The sequence below is a fragment of the Arthrobacter sp. P1_D4 genome, assembly GCF_056406115.1.
Genome location: NZ_JBFUAU010000003.1, coordinates 88,682 through 113,383, shown reverse-complemented (window position 1 = coordinate 113,383; position 24,702 = coordinate 88,682). Strand labels below are relative to the sequence as shown.

The window sequence follows — 24,702 nt, the reverse complement described above, 5'->3', positions numbered from 1 at the left end:
CCGGCTGTGGGCCACAGCCAGGGGCTCCGGCCGCCGCTTCGAGCCTTGTCGTGAGTACCATGGCAGACCGCACGGCGACGTTAACTTTCCCACCTGCTTCCACTGCAGGACCGACGGCAACTGCCGCCAGGGCGGTACCGGCGTCGGAGGTTCCCGCCTCAGCGGGTAAGCACGGGTCTCCCGCGCTGAAGACCTTCACGTTCCCGGACGGACACATCTCGTTCGCCTATCCGGAGACGTGGACCGTGCGAACCGTGCACCCGCCCGCCGGCCTTCCCGGCGTTGAGGTCACCGTTGCTGACGGTGCGGGAAACGATCTGCTCTTCCTGGCCAACGGCGTCACTGCAGGGTGTGCTGGCGGTCCCGTGACGCGTCACGTGTTCGATCACAAGGCAGTTTCCGGAATGACGGCGCCGGACGGCAAGAAGCCCGTCTTCGGATTCGCTGTGGAATCCTCTCGTGATGGCGATGCCTACTTCATGGGGCTAACTGATCCCCGGTCGCTGAAGGAGGGCGAGGGCGTCGCATCATGGTGCAATCTCGTCTCCACCGCCAACGGCGGACTGTTCACCCGGGTTCTTTTCGGCGACCCGGGGTTCCCGAACAGGGAGGCCGCGAAAGCCTGGATGGCGACAAACCAATACACCCAACTCAAAGCACTGCTGGTCAGCCTGAGCTACACCTGACCGTCGGACCGAGGATCGCGGCCGCTCGTACCCACGCAGGAGCGAGCGGCCCGATCACGGTCACTTCCAGGTGAGGCCGACATGCAGGCCGGTGGCGAGGTGGTAAGACCAAGCGGCGCCGAGAGGAACTACGCGGCAGATCCGCCTCATGAGCACACAATAAATGACCTTTGAACGAAACGACCCCGCACGCGTCTGCGTGCGGGGTCGTTTCGGGTTACGAAGGAGGTGTGAGACCCGAGGCTAGTTGGCGGAAATTGCCAGAAATTAATCACCGTCATTCCGTGGATTTTTCTCTAACGCTGTCGGATAACTGACCTAGTTGGCAAGACACTTGGAGACGGCGACTCCGGCCTGTACTTAGTCACTTAAGGTCCTGTTCGTCCCTGGTTCTGAGAGTGGTTGCCATTCGTCATCGATAAACGGTTCATAGACCGACCCGAAGCGCTCATGGGGCTTCTTTTTCGAAGAACAGCGCCATGACGTCGGCCGGCCAGTCCGTCGCGCGACTCGTTTCCTTGTCGACGTGGGCAACGGTCATGACGCAGCGCGACACGTTCGTTCCGCCGGAATCGACCATAGCGCACTCGATAAGCGCATCGGGCCCGCGGAACTCTCGCACGAACGACGTGATGGTGATCTCCTGATCGCCCCGAGCAGGCCGCAGAAAGTCGATCTCCATCCTCCGGACCCAGACCATGAACGGCAATGTCCCCAGCGTTTCCAGATCCCAACCGACATAGTCCCGCAGGCCCTCCATCCGGTGATCTGCGTAATAGGTCGCGTATTCCCCCGTGCTCACGTGGTTGTAGGGGTCGAGCTCGGAGAACTTGACCCGGTGCGTGCTCTTGTAAACGATCGGTACCTTCGACATTCAGCGCCCCTTCGCTTGCCACAATATTGCTCGCCGAACCCGCAAGCGAGCCGATCCGCCCCCAGCGGTTCAGGAGCCCGTATCCCCGTCTGAGGAGCCGCCCCTTCGGCCCCACGAGCCGAAAAGTGTGGGGCGGGCAGGACCGGTAGGCGACCGCACCCGACGGACGGCCACCATGGCACATGCCCCAATCAGCACGCCGATGAACACGAGGGAAAGACCGACGGTGAACCAACCGCCATGCCCAAAAAGCATCATCACAACGCCCGCCAGGGACAGGCCCTTCGCCGCGACGTCCAGATACAATGGGCCCCTCAGGTTCTCCATGCAACTAGGGTAAACCCGTCACACTCCACCAGCGCCGCCCGGCTATCGAGGCTCTGCGACGCCGCCATTCAGGCCCTCCTCGAACCGGACAGGAATGACCGCCCGTAACGGACGGTGGAGTGGAACCGGCGCGCAACTGGCCTGAGCGGTGAGCGCTTCGAGGATGAGCTTTGCCCATGAAGCGGAAGTGTTGGGGTCGCGTCCCGCAAAAACGGCCCCGCACGCGTATGCGTGCGGGGCCGCCGTCCCGGTTTATGAGCACAACAGGAGCGAGCGATGGGACAGAGAGTTGGGAGGAACTAGAAGTCCCAGTCATCATCCTCAGTATTAACAGCCTTGCCAATCACGTACGACGAACCCGAGCCCGAGAAGAAGTCGTGGTTTTCGTCAGCGTTCGGCGACAGGGCCGACAGGATGGCCGGGTTCACGTCGGTGACGGAGGCCGGGAACATGGCCTCGTAGCCCAGGTTCATCAGGGCCTTGTTGGCGTTGTAGTGCAGGAACTTCTTGACGTCCTCGGCCAGGCCGACGGAGTCGTAGAGGTCGTGCGTGTACTGGACCTCGTTCTCGTACAGCTCGAAGAGCAGCTCGAAGGTGTAGTCCTTGATCTCCTGCTTGCGCTCCTCCGACAGGCCTTCCAGGCCCTTCTGGAACTTGTAGCCGATGTAGTAGCCGTGGACGGCCTCGTCACGGATGATGAGGCGGATGAGGTCGGCCGTGTTCGTCAGCTTGGCCCGGGAGGACCAGTACATCGGCAGGTAGAAGCCCGAGTAGAACAGGAAGCTTTCCAGCAGCGTCGAGGCCACCTTGCGCTTGAGGGGGTCGTCGCCCTGGTAGTAGTCCATGACGATCTGGGCCTTCTTCTGAAGGTTCTCGTTCTCGGTGGACCAGCGGAACGCCTCGTCGATTTCCTTGGTGGAGGCCAGCGTGGAGAAGATGGAGGAGTAGCTCTTGGCGTGCACAGACTCCATGAACGCGATGTTCGTGTAGACAGCCTCTTCATGCGGGGTGAGCGCGTCCGGAATCAGCGACACGGCGCCGACGGTGCCCTGGATGGTGTCCAGCAGGGTCAGGCCCGTGAACACGCGCATGGTGAGCTGCTGCTCGTCCGGGGTCAGCGTCGCCCACGACTGCACGTCGTTGGACAGCGGCACCTTCTCCGGCAGCCAGAAGTTGTTGACCAGACGGTTCCAGACATCCACGTCCTTGTCATCCTGGATACGGTTCCAGTTGATCGCCTCGACGTGGCTCAGCAGCTTGACCTTTTCGGTCATGTCATCCCCTAAATGTTGGGTTTAGTTCTTAGTTAAAGCGTACGACGGCGGGCGGGCGCCCGCCGTCGTACTGTCACGATTTAGTTGAAGCTACAGCATGCAGCTGACGCAGCCCTCTACCTCGGTCCCTTCCAGCGCGAGCTGGCGGAGACGGATGTAGTAGATGGTCTTGATGCCCTTCTTCCAGGCGTAGATCTGGGCCTTGTTGATGTCGCGCGTGGTGGCGGTGTCCTTGAAGAACAGCGTCAGGGACAGGCCCTGGTCCACGTGCTGGGTTGCAGCGGCGTAGGTGTCGATGACCTTCTCGTAGCCGATCTCGTACGCGTCCTGGTAGTACTCCAGGTTGTCGTTCGTCAGGTACGGCGCCGGGTAGTACACGCGGCCCAGCTTGCCTTCCTTGCGGATCTCGATCTTGGACGCCACCGGGTGGATCGAGGAGGTGGAGTTGTTGATGTAGGAGATCGAGCCGGTGGGCGGAACGGCCTGCAGGTTCTGGTTGTAGATGCCGTGCTCCATGACGGAGGCCTTCAGCTCGCGCCAGTCATCCTGGGTGGGGATGTGGATGTTCTTGAACAGCTCCGCGACCTTCTCGGTCTGCGGGACCCATGCCTGCTCGGTGTACTTGTCGAAGAACTCGCCGGAGGCGTACTTGGACTTCTCGAAGCCGCCGAAGGTCTGGCCGGTCTGGATGGCCAGCAGGTTGGAGGCGCGGACCGCGTGGAACACCACCGAGTAGAAGTAGATGTTGGTGAAGTCCAGGCCCTCTTCGGAACCGTAGTGGACCCGCTCGCGGGCCAGGTAGCCGTGCAGGTTCATCTGGCCGAGACCGATCGCGTGGCTCTGGTCGTTGCCGCGGGCAATCGAGGGCACCGAGGTGATGTTGGACATGTCCGAGACGGCCGAGAGGGACCGGATGGCCGTCTCGATGGTCAGGCCGAAGTCCGGCGAGTCCATGGTCTTGGCGATGTTCAGCGAGCCCAGGTTGCAGGAGATGTCCTTGCCGGTCTGGTCGTAGGACAGGTCATCGTGGTACGTGGTGGGCTGCGAGACCTGGAGGATCTCGGAGCACAGGTTGGACATGATGATCTTGCCGTCGATCGGGTTTTCCCGGTTCACGGTGTCCTCGAACATGATGTACGGGTAACCGGATTCGAACTGGATCTCGGCCAGGGTCTGGAAGAACTCGCGCGCCTTGATCTTGGTCTTCTTGATCCGGGAATCGTCCACCATCTCGTAGTACTTCTCGGTGACCGAGACGTCGGAGAACGGCATGCCGTAGACCTTTTCGACGTCGTACGGGGAGAACAGGTACATGTCCTCGTCCCGCTTGGCGAGTTCGAAGGTGATGTCCGGGATGACGACGCCGAGGGAGAGGGTCTTGATGCGGATCTTCTCGTCCGCGTTCTCGCGCTTGGTGTCCAGGAAGCGGTAGATGTCCGGGTGGTGCGCGTGCAGGTACACCGCACCGGCACCCTGGCGGGCACCGAGCTGGTTGGCGTAGGAGAAGCTGTCCTCGAGGAGCTTCATCACGGGGATGACGCCGGAGGACTGGTTCTCGATCTGCTTGATCGGCGCGCCGACCTCGCGGATGTTGGTCAGCGCGAAGGCCACGCCGCCGCCGCGCTTGGAGAGCTGCAGCGCGGAGTTGATCGACCGGCCGATCGACTCCATGTTGTCTTCGATGCGGAGCAGGAAGCAGGAGACCAGCTCGCCGCGCTGGCGCTTGCCGGCGTTCAGGAACGTCGGGGTGGCCGGCTGGAAGCGGCCCTCGATGATCTCGTCCACCATCTGGGTGGCGAGCTTCTCGTCGCCGCGGGCCAGGTGCAGGGCCACCATGCAGACGCGGTCCTCGTAGCGCTCCAGGAAGCGCTTTCCGTCGAACGTCTTCAACGTGTAGGAGGTGTAGAACTTGAACGCGCCGAGGAAGGTCTCGAAGCGGAACTTCTTCTTGTACGCGCGGTTGTAGAGCTCGCGGATGAAGTTCATCGTGTACTGGTCGAGGGTTTCGCGCTCGTAGTACTCGTTCTTGACGAGGTAGTCGAGCTTTTCCTCGAGGTCGTGGAAGAACACGGTGTTGTTGTTCACGTGCTGCAGGAAGTACTGGTGCGCGGCCTCGCGGTCGGCCTCGAACTGGATTTCCCCGTTGGGGCCGTAGAGGTTCAGCATGGCGTTCAGCTCGTGGTAGCCCAGGCCCTTGTAGGCGGCCGGCATCTCGTGCTTCTTCTCAACAGCGGCGGCGCCGGTGCCCGTGCCCGTGTTCAGGCCTGCGCCTTCAGTTACTGCTTTGTCTGCGACAGTCGTGTCCAAAACTCTTCCAATCCTTGTTGTACGCGGTTGACGTCTTCCGGCGTCCCCATGAGTTCGAAGCGATATAGGTGCGGGACCTTGCACTTGGCGGCGATGATGTCCCCTGCCATGCAGTAGTTGTCCCCGAAATTGGTGTTTCCTGCGCCGATCACTCCGCGGATCAGCTTCCGGTTGCCCGGATCGTTCAAAAACCTGATGACCTGCTTTGGAACAGATCCCTCTCCCCCGGTGCCCCCATAGGTCGGGAGCAACAAAACGTAGGGCTCCCGGGCCACCAGCGGAGCGTCCCTCGGGTAAAGGGGGATCCTGGCGGCCTCGACGCCCAGCTTCGCAACGAAGCGTGCCGTGTTTTCGGAGGTGGAGGAAAAGTAGATGAGCCGGCAGTGCGTTGTGGTGGCCGGTGCTGCAGTGCTGACCGCTTCCCCGCTGTCAGCCGTGGCAGCCACCCGATCTTCAGTTGTTACAGCCACGGTGGTCACCTCATCTACCGTGAATTCTTGCCTGGTAGCGGCGTCCCGGGCTTTTCAGGCGTCCGGAGCGTTTCAGGCTACAGCGACGGCGGCAGCCTGCGCCAGTTCTTCGATCTTGTCCGGGCGGAAACCTGACCAGTGGTCCTGGTCGGTGACGACAACGGGGGCCTGCATGTAGCCCAGGGACTTCAGGCGCTCAAGGGCTTCCGCGTCCTGGGAAATGTCGACGCTCTGGTAGGCGATGCCCTTCTTGTCCAGCGCGCGGTAGGTCGCGTTGCACTGAACGCAGGCCGGCTTCGTGTAAACCGTAACGGTCATGGTCCTGTCCCCTTTGTTGAAGTCTTCTGTGGAGCGCAATCCCGGCTCCGGATGTCCCGCGCTGATGCTCTGCTGGAACTGTATGTCGATACTACATGTAGTGCAAGAGCCTCATGTGGACCCCAAGATGATGTATTACAAGTATGTCATTTAACCCACCTTTAATCCACAGGAGGGGGCCCGCCAAATGTCCGGATTTTCGCCATTTTGGCGGACGAAATCCACACCCTGTGGAGTAGGTAGCCACATTAATCACGCCCGCGTGTCGCACCGCAGACGGCGTGTCGCGCGCCGCCGCGGGGACCCGGATCGGTGGCGCCGGCCACTACATCTGGTGTCCGGGCACACGAAAGAGGCGGGCACCGTGGTGCCCGCCTCAAGCGATTCGTGATTGTTCTAACACCGGCGCTAGGAGGCGGAGTCGAGCACGATCTGCTGCACGTCGAGGTAGCCCGTTTCAAACCCGGCCCGGCAGTAGCAGAGGTAGAACAGCCACATCCGCTGGAAGACCGCGTCGAAGCCCATGGCCCCCACCTCGTCTTCGCGGGCCATGAACCGTTCCTCCCAGAGCCGCAGGGTCTGGGCGTAATGCTCGCCCATGGCGAGGCGTTCGCGGACGCGCAGTCCGGTCTGCTTCGCGGTGATGTCCTCGATGGCGCGGACGGACGGAATGACCCCGCCCGGGAAGATGTACTTGTGCACCCAGGTGTAGCTGGTGCGGGTGGCCATGAGCCGGTCGTGGGCGATCGTGATGGCCTGGATGGCCACCTTGCCACCCGGGGCCAGGACCCGCTCGATAGTCTGGAAGTAGGTGGCCCAGTATTCGAAGCCGACTGCCTCGATCATTTCGACCGAGACGACGGCGTCGTACTCGCCCTCCACGGCGCGGTAGTCCTTGAGCTCGATCGTGACGGCGTCGGCGTAGCCGGCCTCGGCCACGCGCTGGCGGGCCAGTTCCTGCTGCTCGCTGGAGAGCGTCACGGAGTAGACGGTGGCGCCGCGGGCGGCGGCGCGCAGGGCGAGCTCTCCCCAGCCGGTGCCGATTTCCAGGACCCGGGTGCCTTCCTTCACGCCGGCCTTGTCCAGCAACCGGTCAATCTTGGCCTGCTGCGCGGCGGCCAGCCCGCCCCAGGCCACGTGCCGCAGGGCGTCGCCGCTTTCCGGGAAGAGGGCGCTGGAGTACGTCATGGTGCTGTCCAGGAACGAGGCGAAGAGCTCGTTGGAGAGGTCGTAGTGCCGGGAGATGTTGGAGCGGGTGTTCTTCTCCGTGTTCCGTTCCCTGCGCGGCTGGCGCGGCAGGTACAGCCCGCGCAGCTTCTGCAGCGGCTCGGGAACGAGCGTGCCGACGCGGGAGGCAAACACCTCCATGACGGCGGTGAGGTCATCGGCGTCCCAGTCGCCGGCCATGAAGGACTCGCCCAGGCCGATCAGGCCGCCGTCGCCGAGGCGGGTGGCGAAGGCAACGGGTCGGTTGATGGTCATGACGGGGTAGGCGGCGGCAGGCTCATCAGACACGGTGCCGGCGGGTACCTGGTCGGAGGGAGCCGTGCCCAGTGCTGCTTTGCCCAACACTGTGCCGTCCGGGTACCGGACTTCCAGCGGCAGCCTGCGCACGGCCGCCTTGAAGATGGCGTCCGCCGCGCGTCCGGCCACACGGGCCTTGAGGCTCGAGGGCACCGTGGCGATGCTGGGCCAGATGGCGGCGTCGATGGTGGCAGGAGGCTGGGGAACGGTGTACGGCACCCTGCCGGTGACGAGCCCGCTGTTGACGGCGCTGCCGTTTACTGCGCTGCCGTGCGTGGTGCCCTGAGCCCGTCCCGTACCGGATCCGGTCGCTTCGGTCATTGTCACTGAACTGCCTCCTGTGAAGGGTGGTGTGGTTTTTTGATGATGGGCAGGCGGCGCGCCCACAGTTTGATGCCCTGCCAGCGGATCTGCGCCGCGACACGCAGCGGGGCCGCGGGTACGGCGAGCGCCGCGGACACGATGTTCCGCACGCCCGCTTCGTGCCGGACGCCGTCCATGGTGGCGATGAAGGGCTGCTGTCCCTCCCGTTCCAGGACGATCGACACGGCGAGCCGTTCGCCGGGTTCGGGGAGCTTCATGCGGTACTCGCCGTCGACGTCGTTGAACGGCGAGACGTAAAACGCCTTCGGGACGCTCGCCCTGCCCGTGGCGTCGGTTTCGAGGAGGTAGCAGTGCCGCTCCCCGTACGTGTTGTGGACCTCGGCGACGACGCAGCGCAGCTCACCGGTGGCACTATGGCACCAGAACACGCTCAGCGGGTTGAACACGTGCCCGAACACCCGGGCACTGGCAAGCATGGTGATACGTCCGCCGTCGAGCTTTATCCCCTGGGTGGCAAGGTAGCTTTCCACGTTGCCGCGCAGGGTGCCGTCCGGATCGCCGAGGTGGTCCTCCACCCGGAATCCCGCCAGCGGCCGCAGCAGGCGCGGCAGCTGCGGGAGATGGTCGACGTCGACATACCAGCTGTAGCTGCGGTAGGTGAACGCGTTGCGCAGCGGAGTCCGCCGCACATGGGCGATGGCAGTGCGGTAGATGGCCGCGCCGTGGAGGGCGGCCGGATGGATGGTGGCCGGCGCGCTCATGGCACCTCCACCGTGGCCGGCTGAGCTGTGGCCGGCTGGACTGCGGCCGGGGCGAGGTCCGGGTCTACGGCCCCTGCGCCGATGTTGACCGTGCCGATGTTAACAGTGTCGCTGTTGACCGGGTCCCAGTCGCGGCCGAGCCGGGCGGCGGCCTTGAGGCCGGACAGGGCGCCGTCCTCATGGAATCCCCAGCCGTGGTACGCGCCGGCGAAGGCCAGCCGCCCGTCGCCGAGTCCGAGGATCCGCTGCTGCGCCGCCAGCGACTCCGGGGTGTACTGCGGGTGCTCGTAGACCATCCGGTCCAGGACCGTGGCGTCGTCGATCAGCTCGGATTCGCCGAGGCTGACGATGTACCGGCCGCCGTCGACGGGTTCCAGCCGTTGCAGCCGCGTCATGTCGTAGCTGACCAGGACCTTGTCCGGCCGGGCGTCGCAGGACGGCAGCCGGTAGTTCCAGGAGGCCTGGGCGTTGGGGCTGGCCGGCAGCACGGCCTCGTCACGGTGGAAGAGCGTCTGGTTCACCGAATACGGCATGCCGCCAAGGGCGGCCCTCTCGGCAGCCGAGGCGTCGGTGAGCATGCGCAGGGCCTGCGCCGGGTGGGTGGCGATGACGACGGCGTCAAAGGTCTCGCGCACGGTCCCGGCACCGAGCGCGGACGTGACGTCGACGCCGTCGGCGTGCCGGTGCACCGTGGTGACCGGGCTGGCGAGCCGGATGTCCGGGAGGGTCGCGGCGACTTTGTCGACGTAGCTGCGCGAGCCGCCGGTGACGGTCCGCCATTGCGGGGAGCCCTTGACGCCGAGCAGGCCGTGGTGGCCCAGGAAGGTGAACAGGTAGCGGGCCGGGTAGGCCAGCGCGGTGGTGGGGTCACAGGACCAAACGGCGCTGACCACGGGGGTCATGAAGTGCGAGATGAAGTAGCTGCTGAACTTCTCCTGGGCCAGGAACTCCCCCAGGGTGAGCTCGTGTCCGGCGGCTGCCGTGCCTGCGGCGGGTTCGGCCAGCAGTGCGCGGGCCCGGCGGTGGAACCGGGTGACTTCCAGCAGCATCCGCAGGTAGCGGCCACGCAGCAGGGTGGACGGCCGGGGAATGATCCCGCGCCCCTTGGCCCGTGCGCCGGCGTATTCCAGCCCGCAGCCGTCGCAGCGGACGGACATGCTCATTTCGGAGTCCTGGGTTTCGACGCCGAGCTCGGCGAACAGGCGCAGGAGCGTGGGATACGTCCGCTCGTTGTGGACGATGAAGCCGGTGTCCACGCCCAGCGTGGGTCCGTTCTGCTGCGTCACATCGTGGGTGTGGGCGTGGCCGCCGAGCCGGGAGTCGGCCTCGAAGAGCGTTACCCGGTCCTGCCCGTTCAGCACGTACGCGGCGGTCAGCCCCGCCACTCCGCTGCCGATGACGGCGACGCGCCGGCCTGCCGGTATCCCTGCTGCTTGCGACACTGATCTGCTCCTGTTGTCTGGCCCGAAGTCTCTTATGGGCAATTCGATGCTGTCGGGTGGCCGGATGAGTATGAATGTGGAATTTTTCAGTTTTGCTGTCAGACCGTCGCCAGTGACGCCGTCATCTGCCACGTGAGCTGGGTTCCTCGGATTCTCCTGCATGGGCCCGGCCGCGCAGCGCAGACTTTCCGTGCGGACATTCAGGCAGACACATCAGCACGCAGACCGGCACGGCCGCCGGAGGGCCGGATATGCCACAATGAAGCGGGAATTCCGGTCCCGTCTCCGTGGACCCGCAACCAGGCGAAGGGCAGCCCTTGATCAACCCCGTCCATCTCCGGACCCTTGTGGAAGTGATCCGGCTTGGCTCGTTTGCGGCCGCCGCCACCCGGTTGGGCTACACGGCTTCGGCCGTCTCCCAGCAAATGTCGGCACTGGAACGCGACACCGGCGTCACCTTGTTCCAGCGCGCGGCCCGCAGCATCCAGCCGACCGAAGCCGCCGTCGTCATGACCCGGCACGCCGCCAAGGTCCTGACGGACATCGAGACGCTGATGGCCGCCGCCTCCCGGGCGCAGGAGAGTCCCAGCCAGGAGCTGCGGCTGGGCATCTTCCCGAGCCTCGCCACCTATGTGCTGCCGCCGATCCTGCAGAACCCGGCCTGGAAGAAGCTCGGCATCGACCTGCGGGTCTCGGTCGCGGAGCCGGCCCAGACCATCCAGGGGCTGCGGACCGGCGGCGAACTCGACGTCGCCCTGGTGTACCAGGTGGGACAGTCCGGCCTCGCCTGGCCGCACACCGTGGACCGGCAGTGGATCGGCGACGACGACTTCCGCGTGGTGCTGCCGGCAGCCTGGGGCATCGGCACGGATTCCAAGGTCGCCGCGCCGCACCTATCGGACATGCCCTGGATCATGCACCACCCCGGCACGTCCGACGCCACGGTGATTGAACGGCTCTTCGCGAGCTGCAACCTGCACCCCCGCGTGGTGGCCTACAGCGATGACTTCCACGCGAGCCTGGAGATGGCCGCCGCCGGGCTCGGCGCCGCCTTGGTCCCCGACCTGGCCTTGCGGCACCGGCCTGCCGGGGTGGTGGTCCTCGATGTGCCGGAGATCCGGCTGGCACGGAATGTTTTCGCCCTGCTGATCAACGAGAAACGGACGGCCCAGGTCCAGCTCTTCGTGGAGCTGCTGGCCGAGACGATGCACCGGTCCGGGACCGCGCGAAAGGACTGAGCTGAAGCCCCCGTTAGCCCTGCGTGCGTTCAGCGCTTCCTGGCCCGCTTCCCGACCGGCGCCACCAGCGCGTCGATGATCCGGTGCTTGGTCCGGGTGTACGGCGGATAGATCAGTTCCAGCGTGTCCGGCCACAGCGGCTTGTCCAGGGTGGGGCGCTCATGCGAGAACGTCCGCACCGAATGTTCCCCGTGATAGGCCCCCATGCCGCTGCCGCCGACCCCGCCGAACGGCAGCCCGGGGACGGACAGGTGGGCCGCCGGAACGTCGAAGCACAGGGCCCCCGACGAGGTCCGCCCGGCGAAGGCGCGGCGCGTCTGCGGATCGTTGCTGAAGACGTAGAGTGCCAGCGGCTTGGCGCGCCCGTTGACCTCCTCGATGGCCTCGTCGAGCCCGTCCACGGGCACCAGTGGCAGCAGCGGTCCGAAGATTTCTTCCGCCATGACGGCGTCGCCGGGCGCCGGGCGCAGCAGGGTCGGCGCAAAGTAGCGGCTGGCGGCGTCGCGCTGTCCGCCGTGCACCACCGTGCTGGCGTCGGCGAGGGCCGCGAGCCGTGCGAAGTGGCGGTCATCGACTATCCGGCCGTACGACGGGCTCGCCGCCGGGTCCGGTCCGAAGAGCGCCGTAACGGCCTTGATCAGCTCGGCCTGCAGCGGCTCCAGGATCTCCTCCCGGGCCAGGACGTAGTCGGGTGCGACGCACGTCTGCCCGGCGTTCATGAACCGGCCCCAGGCGATGCGTTTGGCCGCCGTGGCCAGGTCCGTGGATGCATCGACGTAGGCCGGGGACTTGCCGCCGAGCTCCAGCGTCACCGGGGTCAGGTGCTCGGCCGCCGCGCGCATGACCACCTTGGCCGCGGCTTCTCCCCCGGTGAAGAAGATGTGGTCGAAGCGTTCGGCCAGGAGGGCGGTGGTCTCCGGGATGCCGCCCTCAACCACTTCGGCGGCGCCGGCCAGGTATTCGGGAATCCAGCGGGCCAGTACGGCCGACGTGGCCGGGGCATGTTCGCTCGGCTTGAGGACCACGGTGTTTCCCGCGGCCAGGGCGCCGGCGAGCGGGGCGAGCAGCAGTTGCAGCGGGTAGTTCCACGGCCCGATCACCAGCACCACGCCCAGCGGGGTGAGTTCGGTCCAGGCGCGGGCCGGCCGCACTGCCAGCGGCACCGGCACGCGGCGGGGCCGCAGCCAGCCTTCGAGGTGCCGCTCCAGGTGCGCCGCCTCGGCGTCCACGAACCCGATCTCCGCGAGCTGCGCCTCGGTGTGGTGCTTGCCCAGGTCGCGGGCGAGGGCTTCGGCGAAGTCCGCGTGCCGCTCCGCGAGCATGCGCCGAAGCCGGCGCAGCTGATCCAACCGCCAGGCGAGCGGGCGGGTGGTCCCGGCGTCGAACGCGGCCCGGGCACGGCCGACGGGTGAGATTACATGCTGCATCCGATCAATGTACAGTCATGCGGCCGTCCGCCCGTCCGGTACCGGATATTGCTCCGGTAGGGAAAACTCTTCAACGCTGGAATGGTCCGGTTTTCAGGACTATGTTGAAGATATGAACAAGGTAGCGAGCAAGCACTTCGGAGAGGTCGAGCTCAACCACGGACGGGAGCATAATCTCACCGCCACGCATGAGCTGGCGGGCCAGACCGTGGAGCTTGACCTGAACGTCAACGCGCATGACCATTTCGATGAAGCGGCCATGCATAAAGTTGACTACCGCTTGCGCTTCCTGCCCGAACTCGTGGACCAGGTCCGCGAAATGATCGCCGAGGAACTGGACCAGGAAGGCACCAGTCCGCAGGAGTACCGCCACTTCCATTGCAACGCGATCAAGGACGAGCACCTCAAGAAGGTCTTCGGCGTCGAGGACAAGAGCCAGCTGACCGACGAGGTCTTCCTCAAGGCGCTCAAGCTCGGCCACGTGGGCATCTACCCCGGCCAGCCGGAACGCTACTTCGTCCTCGATTTCACGCTGGGCCAGCACTTCACCGACGAGGTCCTCGTCGCGTCCGCGGATGAGGACGGCGTCGTCGACGACGAAATCCTCTGGGAGTCCTGACCCGGGCATCCTGAGTCGCCGGTAGTCCTGCATCGACTGCTCCGTAGATGCCCTTCCGGGCGCTCAAAACGGCGGCTGCTCAGCAATCGATACCTTGGAGGGTGACCGGCCGGCGTCGTTTGTGTGTGGAGCGGGCTCCTTGTCGGCTGCTTGCCTGGTGGCCTGTTACTTGGCGGCTGAGAGCAGTTCGGCTCGGACCGTCCTGGTGGCCGTGACGAGGTTGCGCAGGGACTCTTCAGTCTCGGCGTAGCCGCGGGTCTTCAGGCCGCAGTCCGGGTTGACCCAGAGCTGGCGGGACGGGACGTGCTTGACGGCGGTGCTGAGCAGTTCGGTGACTTCCTGTTCGCCCGGGACGCGGGGCGAGTGGATGTCGTAGACGCCCGGGCCAACGCCGCGGCCGAAGCCGTGGGACTCGAGGTCGTGGACGACCTCCATTCGGGAGCGGGCGGCCTCGATCGAGGTGACGTCGGCGTCGAGGCCGTCGATCGCGTCGATGATGGCGCCGAACTCCGAGTAGCACAGGTGCGTGTGGACCTGGGTGGCGTCCGCGGCACCTGCGGTGGAGAGCCGGAAGGACTTCACGGACCAGTCCAGGTACGCGGCCTGGTCGGCCTTGCGCAGCGGCAGGAGCTCGCGCAGCGCCGGCTCGTCCACCTGGATGACCTTGATACCGGCCGCCTCGAGGTCGGCGATCTCGTCGCGGAGGGCCAGTGCCACCTGGTTGGCGGTCTCGCCAAGCGGCTGGTCATCGCGGACGAAGGACCAGGCCAGGATGGTGACCGGGCCGGTGAGCATGCCCTTCATCGGCTTGCTGGTCAGGGACTGCGCGTACTCGGCCCACTTCACCGTGATCGGGGCGCTGCGGGTGACATCGCCCCACAGGATGGACGGTCGGGTGCAGCGCGAGCCGTAGGACTGGACCCAGCCGTGGACGGTGACGTCAAAGCCTTCGAGGTTCTCGGCGAAGTACTGGACCATGTCGTTGCGTTCGGGCTCGCCGTGGACCAGGACGTCGAAGCCGAGCTCTTCCTGCAGCTCCACGACGCGCTTGATCTCGTCCTTCATGAGCTGCTCGTACTGCTCCGTGGTGAGGTCGCCGCGGTTGGCGCGGGCCCGGGCGGTGCGGATTTCGCCGGTCTGCGGGAAGGATCCGATCGTCGTGGTGGGCAGCGGCGGCAGGTGCAGCGCCTTGTCCTGGGCTGCCTCGCGGACGGCGTAGGCGGAGCGGTTGAAGTCGGCGCCGGTCAGGGCGGCGGTGCGGGCCCGGACGTCGCCGCGGCGGACGCCTTCGGCCTCGGCGCGGGAGGCGATGACGCGGGTGGCCTCGTCGATAGCGGGCTGGACGGCTGCCTCGTCGGTCAGCAGACCGGCGAGGGTGACGACTTCAACGGCCTTCTGGTCGGCGAAGGCCAGCCAGCTGCGAAGCTGCTCGGAGAGCTGGACTTCCTCGTCGACGTCGTGCGGGACGTGCTGGGTGGAGGTGGAGGTGCTGATGGCCAGCTTGGCCACCGACTTCTTCAGTTCGGCGATCTTCTTCGCGGAAGCGGCGAGGTCGTTGCGCCAGATGTTGTGGCCGTCCACGACGCCGGCGACGAGAGTCTTGTTTCCCAGCGCCGCCAGGGCAGCGGCGGACGGGACCTCGCCCTTGAAGACGTCCAGGTGCAGGGCGTCGATGCCGGTGGCGGCGAGGGTGCCGAGCTGGCCGTTGAGCGCGCCGTACGGGGTGGAGACGAAAAGCTGCGGGCGCTGGGCCGCGGCGGCCAGGGCCTCGTAGGAACGGGCGACGGCGGCCTGGATTTCCACGGCCGGGGTGTCCTGGTCCACCACGAGGGCGGGCTCGTCGAGCTGGACCCAGCTGGCGCCGGCGGCGGCGAGCTTCTGAAGCAGCGCGGTGTAGACGGGGAGGATGTCCTCCAGGCGGGACAGCGGGCTGAAGCCGGCCGGGGCGTCGTCGGATGCCTTGCTCAGCAGCAGGAACGTGACCGGGCCGACGATGTACGGGCGGGTCTCGACGCCGTTGGCGAGGGCGTACTCGAATTCCTCGACGATCCGGTTCGAGGTCAGCGCAAAGTTGGTTTCCGGCCCGATTTCCGGCACGAGGTAGTGGTAGTTGGTGTCGAACCACTTGGTCATTTCCAGCGGCTGCTGGTCCTTGTTGCCGCGGGCCAGGGTGAAGTAGCCGTCGATGTCGAGCTGGCCCTGCGCGTTGAGGAGGTTCCCGAAGCGGGCCGGCACGGCGCCGAGGTGGGCGGCGGCGTCGAGCACCTGGTCGTAGTAGGAGAAGGTGCCGGGCACCGCGGCGGCTTCGGTCAGGCCCAGGCCCTGAAGCCGCTTGGCGGTGCCGAGCTGGATTTCCTTGGCGGCCGCGTCCAGGGCTGCGGCGTCGATCTTGCCGGCCCAGTAGGCCTCGACGGCCTTCTTGAGTTCGCGGCGGCGGCCGATGCGCGGGTAGCCCAGGATCGAGGCAGCCGGGAACGGAGTGGGGTTGGGGGTGTTCAGTGCAGTCATGGGAAGTCCTAAGTGTTGGTGGTGTGGTGCGGAGGGAAGTTGTGTTGTCTTGGCGCGGTCAGCTGGCGAGCTGGCGGCGGCTGGCCGTGTGCCGGTTGCCGCTGTTCCGGTTGCCGCGGTGCGGGCGGGGCAGCGCGAGTTTGTCCAGCACATCCAGGGCCGCGGCGTGCTCATTGAACGTGTAGAGGTGGATGCCGGGGGCTCCGGCGTCCAGGGCTGCGTTGGCGAGATCAACGGTGGCGCTGACCCCGATCCGGGTCCGGTCGGCGTCGGTATCGGCAGCCGCGAGGCGTTCGATCAGTTCCGGGGCCGGTTCCACGCCGGTCAGTTCGCCGAGCCGGGCGAGCCGCCGGAGGCTGGTGAGCGGCATGACCCCGGGAATGATCGGGATGGTCACCCCGGCCCGGCGGGCCCGGGCGAGGAGGTCGGCGTACTGCTCGGTGTGGAAGAAGACCTGGGTGATGGCGAAGTCGGCGCCGGAGCGCTGCTTGGCCAGCAGGACCTCGACGTCGTGTGCCTCGCTCGGGGATTCCGGGTGCCGGGTCGGGTAGGCGGCGACGCCGACCGCGACCCTGCCGGCGCACAGCAGCGCCGAGCGGCGTTGCTCCACGCGGCGGATGAGTTCGATCAGGTCCTGGGCGTACCGGAGTGATCCCGGCGGCGGGGTTTCTCCATCCTTGGGCCGGTCGCCGCGGAGGGCGAGGATGCCGCGGACGCCCACGTCGAGCAGTTCGCCGATGATCTCCGCCAGTTCCTGCGGGGAATTCCCCACGCAGGTCAGGTGGGCCAGGGGCCGGAGCGTCGTTTCCTGCACGAGCCGGTTGACGAGATCGACGGCGGTGCTGCGGTTCGAGCCGTTGGAGCCGTAGGTCACGGACACGTAGTCCGGGTCCGTGGCTTCCAGTTCGCCGATGGTGGTCCAAAGGGATTCCGCGGCTGCGGGAGACCTCGGCGGGAACAGCTCGTAGGACAGCGCAACAGGGGCCGCGCCGGCAAGATTGGGATGGGTATCGATAAGGCTTGGTGGTGACATTTGCGTCCTTGGCTTTGAACACTGCCGCCGGGAGATCCGGAATCCCGGAGGACCGGAACCAGAAACGGAAACTCCGTCGTCAGTGAATTGAGTTTGGGGAACACGGAGGGAACTTCAGCAGGGCGCAGCCGCGACTGTTACGCCTGATACGAAGTTGTCCGTGAGCAAATGTCAGGCCCACATGGGGGCACCCACACCCTCCTGGGCCGCCCGGGGGCAGCTTTCAGCGGAGGATCGCTGACACGTTACTGAGGTAACTTGTATAGAACTCTAAGGCCGGGCCGTGGGGCCCTTCAAGTCGGTCCCCGAATTAAGACGCACCTTTACGGCCGTTTGCGGCGCCGGGCAGAACAATGTTCGCCCAAGACGGCATTTTCGCCCCGCGCGGCTGCTCTCCCCAACGCACCCCGGCAGGACTATCCTGTTGCCATGATCCAGCTTCCAGCCAGCTACCAGCAGTACCTCGCCGGCAAGAGCGAGAGCTTCATCAACACCGTCCGGCCCGTGCTCATGCAGTCGGCCGCAGAGAGGTTGCACGGGGTCCGGATTCTCGTGCTTCCGCATGGCCACCAGGCGCATCTGGATGACACCATCCCGTATGGGACGGTGGTTGAGGACATCGACTGAGGCCCGGTTAGCCCCTGTCTAGTCGCCCAGGAGCAGCCGCTGGGAACGCGGGGCCAGCGTGTGTTCGAGCACCAGGCAGGCCGCACCGACGGCGCCGACGTCCTCGCCTACCCCCGTGCCCACGACTTCGATCCCGTGAATCCTCCGGGTGGCACTGTTCGCCTCAACCAGTCCGGGGACCAGCTCGAGGTAAGCCGCTGAGAGGCAGGTCCAGAACGGGCCGCCGAACACTACCCGGTCCACGTCCAGGGCGTTGGTGACGACCGACACCGCACGGGCCACGAGCACTGCGGACCCACGAATGATTTCCTTGGCTGCGTCGTTGCCGGCTTCGGCGATCGCGCACAACTCGGCGAAACGTTCCTGAACTGCCGGCGCGCTCCTGTCCTGGAGTGAACCATTCAATATCCCGGCTGCCTCAGCCTGCGCCACGAGGACCTGCGGAATGGCGGAGGACTTCACGCAGCCGTGTTGCCCGCAGTCGCAGAGGGCACCGCCCGGGTCGACGATGATGTGCCCGATTTCTCCGGCGTTGCCCGAGGTCCCGCGGACGACTTCGTCGTTGAGCACGATCCCGCAGCCGATCCCGGTCCCCATGTACATGAAGACGAAGCTGCCCTCGCCGCTGGGGCCCCCGGCCCAGGTTTCGGCCACGGCTGCGCTGGTGACGTCCTTGTCCATGAGTGTCGACAGGCCCGTGGCCTCCGCGAGGCCATCCCGCAGCCCCACGTGGTCCCAGCCCGGCAGCAGCGGCGGGTCCACGACGGCGCCCTCGTTGAGGTCGATGGGCCCCGGCGACGCAACCCCGAGCCCGGCGATCCGGTCCGGGTCCACCCCGGAGTCCAGGATGATTCTCTTGATTTCGCCCGCGATGGTGTCAATGACAGCCCTGGGGTCGGTGCCGGGCGGGGTGGTGATCCGTGAGTGCCGGACGACGGCACCGAGCAGGTCCAGCACGACGAACGTGAGGACGGCCGGGTCCAGGTGGACGCCCACGGCATACATCCCCGAGGGATTCAGCCGGAGCATGGTCCTGGGCTTGCCCGGCCCGGTGCCTTCCTTGCCTGCCTCGACGATCAGGTGCTGGTCCAGCAGGCGGCGGGAAATGTTGGAGATGGTCTGCGGCGAGAGTCCGACAATCTGGGCGAGTTCCACCCGGCTCAGCCCGCCCGGCGTGCGGCGGATGGCGTCGAGGATGACTGTGAGGTTGAAGTCGCCCATCTTCGGTAGGTTGGTCCCTCGCCTCGGCGAGGGTTGCCGGAACTCGGTCACTGATACCTCTAAACGTTTTGGCCACGCACAGCAGTTGTCAGAATCGTACGTTACGTGCAGGCGTGCGCCCACACTTGCGCTTTACCGACACAAAGTTTCTTGCGTCAAGGCCGCCGGGTGCTGGCCGTGACGGTGAATTTTGGATTCCTGCCGGCCTCGCGGGTGGGACCGATCAGCCGTTCCAGGGCCGGCCGGTAGTGCAGGTGGCTGTTGAACACGGTCCAGAGCTCCCCGCCCGGGGCAAGCACCCTGCCGGCCGCTTCGATCAGCTTGATCCCCGCGCCGGAGTGGACCGCCGCTTCCAGGTGGAAGGGCGGGTTGAGCAGCACCAGGTCCGCGCTGGCGTCCGGGAGGGAGCTCATGGCGTCGTCCTGAAGCACGTCGATCCGACCGTCCAGGCCGTTGGCCCGGGAGGTGGCCAGGGCTGAGTCGACGGCTGCGGCGGACCGGTCGGTCGCGGTGACGCGGGCGCCGGGGTTGGCGCGGGCGTACATCGCGGCGAGGATTCCGGTCCCGCAGCCAAGGTCGACGGCATGGGTGGCGTGCGGCATCCGGGGCAGGAAGTCCAGCAGGAACCTGGTCCCGATATCCAGCCCGGTGCCGGCAAAGACGGCGCCCCGGGCGCAGACCGTGAGGCCCAGTTCGTCGTTGACCTCAGTGACCGGGAAGGGCAGCGCGGCCGGGACCGGCCTGGGGTTCCGGGCCAGCAGGAGCCGTGATTTCTGCCGCGCCAGCTGGGGCTGGACATCCTCGAAGCAGCGCGCCAGGACGGCGTTCATGCCCAGGCTCATGTGTTTGACGCGTCCGCCCGCGACCAGCACCACCTCGGGCGCCGCGTAGCGGGCCACGGCGTCGGCGATTTCCTCAAGTTCCGCCAGGGACCGCGGCAACTGCAGCAAAACCAGGGAGGCTCCCTCCAGCAGTTCGGCACCCAACGGGAGCTGCTCGAAGCCGCCGTCGATGCCCAGGGCCTCGGCGTTCGCCCGCAGTGCCCGTTCACCGGTGATGAGGTCCTGCTGGACGCGCACGCCTTCCGCCCCGAGGGTCAGGGCGCCGAGGGTGAGGGCACCGTACCGGTCCCCCACCACCGCGAGCCTGCCCCCGGGCTGCAGCAGGCCGGCCGCGGGCATCTCCAGGGCAGAGTCGAGCAGGAGCCTGTCCGTGGCGTCCCAGGCCTGCAGGTTGTCGGCCTCGACGTCCGGGAATCTTCTCAGCCGGGCAAAGAGGGATTCGAAGCTGTTGTCCGCCACGCGCGTTGTGCCGCCGTTTCTTCTCGGGCTTGGGTATGGGTGCTGGCAGTGGGAGCCGGGTGTGAGGCCTCCCCCGGTGCTGCTCTGACCTGATTTACCTTTTAGGTCTTACGTTTTACGTTATACCGGACCGGGCCAGCAGGGTGCCGATTCCGGCGACGGCGGCCCGGCCGGCCCGGTTGGCGCCGATGGTGGACGAGGAAGGCCCGTAGCCGACGAGGTGCACCCGCGGCTCGCCCGCGACCTGGGTGCCGTTCATCGCGATGCCGCCGCCGGGTCCGCGCAGGTGCAGCGGGGCGAGGTGTTCGAGTTCGGCCCGGAATCCCGTGGCCCACAGGATGACCCCGGCGGCCAGGAAGCTGCCGTCAGCCATCCGGACCCCGTCGGGTTCGATCGCGGTGAACATGGGGTGCCGGTCCAGGGCGCCGCGCGCGGCGGCGGCGCGCAGGGCCGGGGTCCAGATCAGGCCCGTCACGGAGACGACGCTCTGCGGCGGCAGGCCCTGGCGCACCCGCTCCTCGACCAGGGCGACGGCGTCGTGGCCGGCCTGCCGGTCGAACGCGGCCTCGCGCCAGACCGGCACCCGGCGCGTGAACCATGTGGTGGTGGTGACCTTGGAGATCTCATCGAGCAGCCCGACGGCCGAGATCCCGCCGCCGACCACGATGACGTGCTGCCCGCGGAATTCGTCGGCGGAAACGTAGTCGGCGACGTGCAGCTGCCGGCCGCGGAAGCTGGCCTTGCCCGGATAGATGGGCCAGAACGGCCTGGTCCAGGTGCCGGTTGCGTTGATGAGGGCGCGGGCAGAGAAGCGGCCGCGGGAGGTTGCGATGCTCAGTCGCCCGGCGGGGTCATCGTCCTCGCGGCTCACCGACTGCACTTTGACCGGCCGCTCAATCGCGAGGCCGAGGTCGTGCTCGTACCCGCCAAAATAGCGGGTGAGGAAACTGGAGCTGGCCTCGGCGGGGTCCACATCGGGCTGCGGGATTCCCGGGAGATCGCTGATGCCGTTCACCGTGGCCATGAGCAGGCTCTTCCAGCGGTGCCGCCAGGCTCCGCCGGGCCCGTCCTCGGCGTCGAGCACGATGTACGTCCCGGCCGGTGGCGGGCCGGCCGCGTCAGCGCCGGCCGGGACGAAGCCGCGGCGCAGAAGATGGTAGGCCGCCGACAGGCCCGCCTGGCCGGCGCCGACCACGACGACGTCGGCGGCCCGCACCGTCTCTGCGGTCACGGTCGCGTCCCCGGTCAGATCTTCTTGACGACGCTGGACTTGAGCTGCATGGGACCCACGCCGTCAACCTTGCAGTCGATGTCGTGGTCGCCAACACCGTTGACCAGGCGGATACCGCGGACCTTGGTGCCGACCTTGATGACGGTGGAGCTGCCCTTGATTTTCAGGTCCTTGACCACGGTGACGGTGTCGCCGTCGGCGAGGACGTTGCCCACCGCGTCCTTGATGACGGCGGCCGCAGGGGCGTCGGCCTCTGTGTCAGTCTCCGCGGATGCGGACCATTCGTGCGCGCACTCCGGGCAAACCAGGAGCGCCCCCATTTCGTAGGTGTATTCGCTGGAGCATTCGGGGCACGGAGGCAGGGAATCGTTCACCCAACCAAGTTTAGTCGCCGCCTGTGCCCGCCCGTGTGCCCGCCCGTGTGTCCGCCCGAATTCTCGCCACTTTTTCTCGCCCCTTTTTCCCGCCGCTGGCGGGGCGCCCTAGAACGGGTTCAGCAGGCGGTCCACGAACTGCCGCGTGCGTTCCTCCCGCGGGTCCCGCAGAACGGTATCGGGGTGGCCGCGTTCGACCACCACGCCGCCGTCCATGAAGATGACCTCGTCGGCCACCTGACGGGCGAACGCGAGCTCATGGGTGACCACCACCATGGTCCAGCCTTCGTCCGCGAGTTCCTTGATGACGGCCAGGACCTCGCCCACGAGCTCGGGGTCCAGCGCAGAGGTGGGCTCGTCGAAGAGCAGCAGTTGCGGGCGCAGGGCGAGGGCACGCACAATGCCGACGCGCTGCTGCTGGCCGCCGGAGAGCTCGAACGGGTAGCTGTTCTCCTTGCCGGTCAGGCCGACGCGGGCCAACAGGTCCCGGGCCTCCTGGATCGCATCCGCCTTGGGCCGCTTCTGCACCTGGACCGGGCCCTCGATCACGTTCTCCAGGACGGTCTTGTGCGGGAATAGGTTGTAGTGCTGGAACACCATGGCGCTACGGTCCCGCAAGGCCAGAACCTGCTTCTTCGCCACGGGTGTGGCAAAGTCCACGGTCAGTTCCCCCGCGAATTCGGCGACGCCGGCGTCGGGCACTTCGAGGCCGTTCAGGCAGCGCAGGACTGTCGTCTTTCCTGATCCGGACGGCCCGATCAACGTGACCACTTCGCCGCGGCGGACTTCAAGGTCGATGGATTTGAGCACAACATGGTGGCCGAACGACTTGCGCAAGCCCGTGACGGTCAGGAGCGGCTCGTCCGGGACAGTAACGTCAGAGGGTTGAGGTTCAGTGGGCGACATAGCGGTCCAATCTCTTCTCCAGGGCGGACTGTCCGCTGGCGAGAACGAGGCAGATGACCCAGTAGATCACGGCCGCCTCCAGATACAGCAGCATGAACTCCTGGCTGAAGGCCGCCACCTGTTGCGCCACGCGGAACAGTTCGGTGACGAGGATCAGCGACGCCAGCGACGTGTCCTTGACCAGGCTGATGAAGGTGTTCGACAGCGGCGGAACCGAGACCCGGGCGGCCTGCGGCAGGATGATCCGCACTAGCGTCTGCCGGCGCGACATTCCGATGGTGTGGCCGGCCTCCCACTGGCCCTTCGGAACCGACAGGATGGCCGCCCGGATGACCTCCGCGGCATAGCCGCCGACGTTCAGGGAGAACGCGATGATGGCGCTGGGCCAGGGGCTGATGGTGATTCCGACGGAAGGGAGCCCGTAGAAAATGACGAACAGCTGGACCAAAAGCGGGGTTCCGCGGATGACGGAGATGTAGGTCCGCGCCACCGCCGAAACCAGGCGGTTGCGGCTCAGCCGCATGAGGGCCACCACCAGTGCCAGCAGCAGGCCCAGGCTGAACGAGGCCAGCGCCAAGGGAATGGTGCCGAAGATCGCACCCGTCAGGAGTGGGCCCAGCGATGACCACACGAGCTCCCAGTTGATGCTCATGCCCGGACGCGGCGTTTCTCTGCGGCTTGCACAGGGCTACTTCGAGACGTCGGCGTCGAAGTACTTCTGGGAGATCTTCGTCAGCGTGCCGTCGGCCGCCAGCTCGCCGAGGGCTTTGTTGATGGCATCGGTCAGGCTGGTGGATCCCTTGCGCAGGGCGAACGCGCTCAGCGACTTGTCGGTGGTCTCGGCGGCAATCTTGATGCCGGCGTCGTGGTCGGTCTTCTGGGAGTCCAGGTAGGTCAGCTTGTCGTTGATGGTGGCATCGACGCGGCCCTGCTTGAGCAGCGTGATCGCCTGCGCCCAGCCCTCCACGGCCTCGACATTCGCGCCGCTCTGCTGCGCCAGCTTGTACCAGTTGCTCGTCAGGGACTGCGCCGTGGTCTTGCCCTTGAGGTCGTCAAAGGAGTGGATGCTGTCGTTGTCCGACTTGGTGACGATCACGCCGGTGCTCACCGTGTACGGGGTGGAGAAGTCGTACTTCGCCTTGCGCTCGTCGGTGATGGAAACCTGGTTGGCGACGACGTCGAACCGTTTGGCGTCGAGGCCGGCGAAGATGGCGTCGAACTGCGTCTCCTGGTAGGAGGGCTTGACGCCCAGCTTCGCGGCGACGGCATTCATGATCTCCACGTCGTAGCCCGTCAGTTCACCGCTGCCGTTGGTGTGGAACGTGAACGGCTTGTAGGTGCCTTCCGTGCCGACCTTGAGCACGCCTGCGCTCTTGACGTCGCTGAGGGAGGTGTCCGCACCGGCTGCCGGCGCTGAGCTGGCCGGGGTGGTGGACGCCGACCCGCAGCCTGCCAGGGCGAGTCCTGCAGCAGCGATGAGGCCAATAACGGAAAGTCGTGTGCGCTTCATGATGTTCCTTAGTCGTGGAGCCGGAAATGGCCTTCCAGCTAAGCCGCATGGCGGCTGTCTCCTAGCGACGATAGCAAGGTCCAGCTCAGGGTGGAGAGCCTAAATGACAGTTTATGACGTCCGGTCATGAGACGGTTTTGACGGATGCGGCTTTCGAAGTCCCGCATAGCTGCGGAGGGTACGAAAAAGGGAACCACCGCCTAGCGGTGATTCCCTTTCTGGTGGAGCTGAGGGGACTCGAACCCCTGACCCCCTGCATGCCATGCAGGTGCGCTACCAGCTGCGCCACAGCCCCTCATTTGCCTGGAAGTTTCGTCCTCCCTGAAGCAACCTGAATAGCCTAAACCACAAATCGCGTTCGCGCTAATCGGCGCGCTGACGCATGGAACAGGACGCGGAA

General features: G+C 66.2%; 22 protein-coding genes and 1 tRNA gene. 4 read left to right on the top strand and 19 right to left on the bottom strand.

The window, feature by feature from the left end:
- Positions 1–50 precede the first annotated feature (50 nt).
- Positions 51–686 carry a hypothetical protein gene (locus AC1D0A_RS04790; protein WP_476945284.1) on the top strand — a complete coding sequence of 212 codons (636 nt, stop codon included), beginning with the start codon at positions 51–53 and terminating at the stop codon, positions 684–686.
- A 448-nt stretch (positions 687–1,134) separates the two neighbouring features.
- On the opposite strand, the gene AC1D0A_RS04785 is transcribed toward AC1D0A_RS04790, so the two are convergent.
- From AC1D0A_RS04785 to AC1D0A_RS04750, 8 genes are all read right to left on the bottom strand, one after another.
- On the bottom strand, positions 1,135–1,560 hold the full coding sequence (locus tag AC1D0A_RS04785; RefSeq protein WP_028277887.1) for an acyl-CoA thioesterase: 426 nt from the start codon (positions 1,558–1,560) through the stop codon (positions 1,135–1,137).
- Positions 1,561–2,186: 626 nt separating this feature from the next.
- Positions 2,187–3,161, bottom strand: a complete 975-nt coding sequence (nrdF, locus tag AC1D0A_RS04780) for a class 1b ribonucleoside-diphosphate reductase subunit beta (RefSeq protein ID WP_018773326.1) — start codon at positions 3,159–3,161, stop codon at positions 2,187–2,189.
- Between the two features lie 90 nt (positions 3,162–3,251).
- Positions 3,252–5,372, bottom strand: coding sequence for a class 1b ribonucleoside-diphosphate reductase subunit alpha (gene nrdE / locus AC1D0A_RS04775; RefSeq protein ID WP_476945329.1), 2,121 nt, complete (start codon positions 5,370–5,372; stop codon positions 3,252–3,254).
- A 65-nt stretch (positions 5,373–5,437) separates the two neighbouring features.
- Positions 5,438–5,842, bottom strand: a complete 405-nt coding sequence (gene nrdI, locus AC1D0A_RS04770; protein ID WP_476943516.1) for a class Ib ribonucleoside-diphosphate reductase assembly flavoprotein NrdI — start codon at positions 5,840–5,842, stop codon at positions 5,438–5,440.
- 168 nt (positions 5,843–6,010) lie between these two features.
- Positions 6,011–6,256 (bottom strand): glutaredoxin-like protein NrdH, encoded by a 246-nt coding sequence (gene nrdH, locus AC1D0A_RS04765; protein WP_018773329.1) that lies wholly within the window; start codon positions 6,254–6,256, stop codon positions 6,011–6,013.
- A gap of 408 nt (positions 6,257–6,664) precedes the next feature.
- A complete protein-coding gene (locus tag AC1D0A_RS04760) occupies positions 6,665–8,107 on the bottom strand; it encodes a class I SAM-dependent methyltransferase (RefSeq protein WP_476945283.1) in 1,443 nt (480 codons plus the stop codon).
- Positions 8,104–8,865 (bottom strand): DUF1365 domain-containing protein, encoded by a 762-nt coding sequence (locus tag AC1D0A_RS04755; RefSeq protein ID WP_476945282.1) that lies wholly within the window; start codon positions 8,863–8,865, stop codon positions 8,104–8,106. The genes AC1D0A_RS04760 and AC1D0A_RS04755 overlap by 4 nt, the downstream gene beginning before the upstream one ends.
- Positions 8,862–10,307, bottom strand: coding sequence for an NAD(P)/FAD-dependent oxidoreductase (locus AC1D0A_RS04750; RefSeq protein WP_476945281.1), 1,446 nt, complete (start codon positions 10,305–10,307; stop codon positions 8,862–8,864). The genes AC1D0A_RS04755 and AC1D0A_RS04750 overlap by 4 nt, the downstream gene beginning before the upstream one ends.
- 317 nt (positions 10,308–10,624) lie before the next feature.
- On the opposite strand from AC1D0A_RS04750, the gene AC1D0A_RS04745 reads away from it, so the two are divergent.
- Entirely contained in the window at positions 10,625–11,545 is a 921-nt protein-coding gene (locus AC1D0A_RS04745) for a LysR family transcriptional regulator (RefSeq protein WP_476943513.1), read from the top strand.
- Between the two features lie 29 nt (positions 11,546–11,574).
- On the opposite strand, the gene AC1D0A_RS04740 is transcribed toward AC1D0A_RS04745, so the two are convergent.
- On the bottom strand, positions 11,575–12,972 hold the full coding sequence (locus AC1D0A_RS04740) for an aldehyde dehydrogenase family protein (RefSeq protein ID WP_476945280.1): 1,398 nt from the start codon (positions 12,970–12,972) through the stop codon (positions 11,575–11,577).
- Positions 12,973–13,084: 112 nt separating this feature from the next.
- Between AC1D0A_RS04740 and AC1D0A_RS04735 the strand changes: the two genes are divergently transcribed.
- A complete protein-coding gene (locus AC1D0A_RS04735) occupies positions 13,085–13,591 on the top strand; it encodes a DUF2004 domain-containing protein (protein ID WP_026537142.1) in 507 nt (168 codons plus the stop codon).
- 165 nt (positions 13,592–13,756) lie between these two features.
- On the opposite strand, the gene metE is transcribed toward AC1D0A_RS04735, so the two are convergent.
- Both metE and AC1D0A_RS04725 read right to left on the bottom strand, forming a co-directional pair.
- On the bottom strand, positions 13,757–16,099 hold the full coding sequence (metE, locus tag AC1D0A_RS04730; protein WP_243177243.1) for a 5-methyltetrahydropteroyltriglutamate--homocysteine S-methyltransferase: 2,343 nt from the start codon (positions 16,097–16,099) through the stop codon (positions 13,757–13,759).
- 58 nt (positions 16,100–16,157) lie between these two features.
- Positions 16,158–17,132, bottom strand: coding sequence for a methylenetetrahydrofolate reductase (locus AC1D0A_RS04725; RefSeq protein WP_243177242.1), 975 nt, complete (start codon positions 17,130–17,132; stop codon positions 16,158–16,160).
- 429 nt (positions 17,133–17,561) lie between these two features.
- Here AC1D0A_RS04725 and AC1D0A_RS04720 point away from each other — a divergent pair, with 429 nt between their 5' ends.
- The gene (locus tag AC1D0A_RS04720; RefSeq protein ID WP_018773338.1) at positions 17,562–17,759 is read left to right on the top strand and encodes a hypothetical protein; all 198 of its coding nucleotides are present in this window, start codon (positions 17,562–17,564) and stop codon (positions 17,757–17,759) included.
- 18 nt (positions 17,760–17,777) lie between these two features.
- On the opposite strand, the gene AC1D0A_RS04715 is transcribed toward AC1D0A_RS04720, so the two are convergent.
- The 8 genes from AC1D0A_RS04715 to AC1D0A_RS04680 all read right to left on the bottom strand — a co-directional run bounded on the left by AC1D0A_RS04715 (position 17,778) and on the right by AC1D0A_RS04680 (position 24,597).
- A complete protein-coding gene (locus tag AC1D0A_RS04715; RefSeq protein ID WP_043436509.1) occupies positions 17,778–18,980 on the bottom strand; it encodes an ROK family transcriptional regulator in 1,203 nt (400 codons plus the stop codon).
- A 155-nt stretch (positions 18,981–19,135) separates the two neighbouring features.
- Complete coding sequence (locus AC1D0A_RS04710; RefSeq protein ID WP_243177241.1) at positions 19,136–20,281, bottom strand: class I SAM-dependent methyltransferase; 1,146 nt, start codon at positions 20,279–20,281, stop codon at positions 19,136–19,138.
- A 115-nt stretch (positions 20,282–20,396) separates the two neighbouring features.
- On the bottom strand, positions 20,397–21,512 hold the full coding sequence (locus AC1D0A_RS04705) for an NAD(P)-binding domain-containing protein (RefSeq protein ID WP_243177240.1): 1,116 nt from the start codon (positions 21,510–21,512) through the stop codon (positions 20,397–20,399).
- 14 nt (positions 21,513–21,526) lie between these two features.
- Positions 21,527–21,886, bottom strand: coding sequence for a zinc ribbon domain-containing protein YjdM (locus AC1D0A_RS04700; protein WP_028277874.1), 360 nt, complete (start codon positions 21,884–21,886; stop codon positions 21,527–21,529).
- Positions 21,887–21,994: 108 nt separating this feature from the next.
- Complete coding sequence (locus AC1D0A_RS04695) at positions 21,995–22,792, bottom strand: amino acid ABC transporter ATP-binding protein (protein ID WP_243177239.1); 798 nt, start codon at positions 22,790–22,792, stop codon at positions 21,995–21,997.
- Positions 22,779–23,444 (bottom strand): amino acid ABC transporter permease, encoded by a 666-nt coding sequence (locus tag AC1D0A_RS04690; protein WP_173403096.1) that lies wholly within the window; start codon positions 23,442–23,444, stop codon positions 22,779–22,781. The genes AC1D0A_RS04695 and AC1D0A_RS04690 overlap by 14 nt, the downstream gene beginning before the upstream one ends.
- Before the next feature lie 36 nt (positions 23,445–23,480).
- Positions 23,481–24,302 (bottom strand): amino acid ABC transporter substrate-binding protein, encoded by an 822-nt coding sequence (locus AC1D0A_RS04685; protein ID WP_476945279.1) that lies wholly within the window; start codon positions 24,300–24,302, stop codon positions 23,481–23,483.
- Between the two features lie 219 nt (positions 24,303–24,521).
- Positions 24,522–24,597: transfer RNA gene (locus AC1D0A_RS04680), tRNA-Ala, on the bottom strand.
- Positions 24,598–24,702: the final 105 nt, after the last annotated feature.

What these genes read in the sequence shown, in the direction of transcription:
- AC1D0A_RS04785 (WP_028277887.1), bottom strand. Translation starts at nt 1,560, where the DNA reads ATGTCGAAGGTACCGATCGTTTACAAGAGCACGCACCGGGTCAAGTTC.
- nrdF (WP_018773326.1), bottom strand. Translation starts at nt 3,161, where the DNA reads ATGACCGAAAAGGTCAAGCTGCTGAGCCACGTCGAGGCGATCAACTGG.
- nrdE (WP_476945329.1), bottom strand. Translation starts at nt 5,372, where the DNA reads ATGCCGGCCGCCTACAAGGGCCTGGGCTACCACGAGCTGAACGCCATG.
- nrdH (WP_018773329.1), bottom strand. Translation starts at nt 6,256, where the DNA reads ATGACCGTTACGGTTTACACGAAGCCGGCCTGCGTTCAGTGCAACGCG.
- AC1D0A_RS04755 (WP_476945282.1), bottom strand. Translation starts at nt 8,865, where the DNA reads ATGAGCGCGCCGGCCACCATCCATCCGGCCGCCCTCCACGGCGCGGCC.
- AC1D0A_RS04740 (WP_476945280.1), bottom strand. Translation starts at nt 12,972, where the DNA reads ATGCAGCATGTAATCTCACCCGTCGGCCGTGCCCGGGCCGCGTTCGAC.
- AC1D0A_RS04735 (WP_026537142.1), top strand. Translation starts at nt 13,085, where the DNA reads ATGAACAAGGTAGCGAGCAAGCACTTCGGAGAGGTCGAGCTCAACCAC.
- metE (WP_243177243.1), bottom strand. Translation starts at nt 16,099, where the DNA reads ATGACTGCACTGAACACCCCCAACCCCACTCCGTTCCCGGCTGCCTCG.
- AC1D0A_RS04725 (WP_243177242.1), bottom strand. Translation starts at nt 17,132, where the DNA reads ATGTCACCACCAAGCCTTATCGATACCCATCCCAATCTTGCCGGCGCG.
- AC1D0A_RS04720 (WP_018773338.1), top strand. Translation starts at nt 17,562, where the DNA reads ATGATCCAGCTTCCAGCCAGCTACCAGCAGTACCTCGCCGGCAAGAGC.
- AC1D0A_RS04715 (WP_043436509.1), bottom strand. Translation starts at nt 18,980, where the DNA reads ATGGGCGACTTCAACCTCACAGTCATCCTCGACGCCATCCGCCGCACG.
- AC1D0A_RS04695 (WP_243177239.1), bottom strand. Translation starts at nt 22,792, where the DNA reads ATGTCGCCCACTGAACCTCAACCCTCTGACGTTACTGTCCCGGACGAG.
- AC1D0A_RS04690 (WP_173403096.1), bottom strand. Translation starts at nt 23,444, where the DNA reads ATGAGCATCAACTGGGAGCTCGTGTGGTCATCGCTGGGCCCACTCCTG.
- AC1D0A_RS04685 (WP_476945279.1), bottom strand. Translation starts at nt 24,302, where the DNA reads ATGAAGCGCACACGACTTTCCGTTATTGGCCTCATCGCTGCTGCAGGA.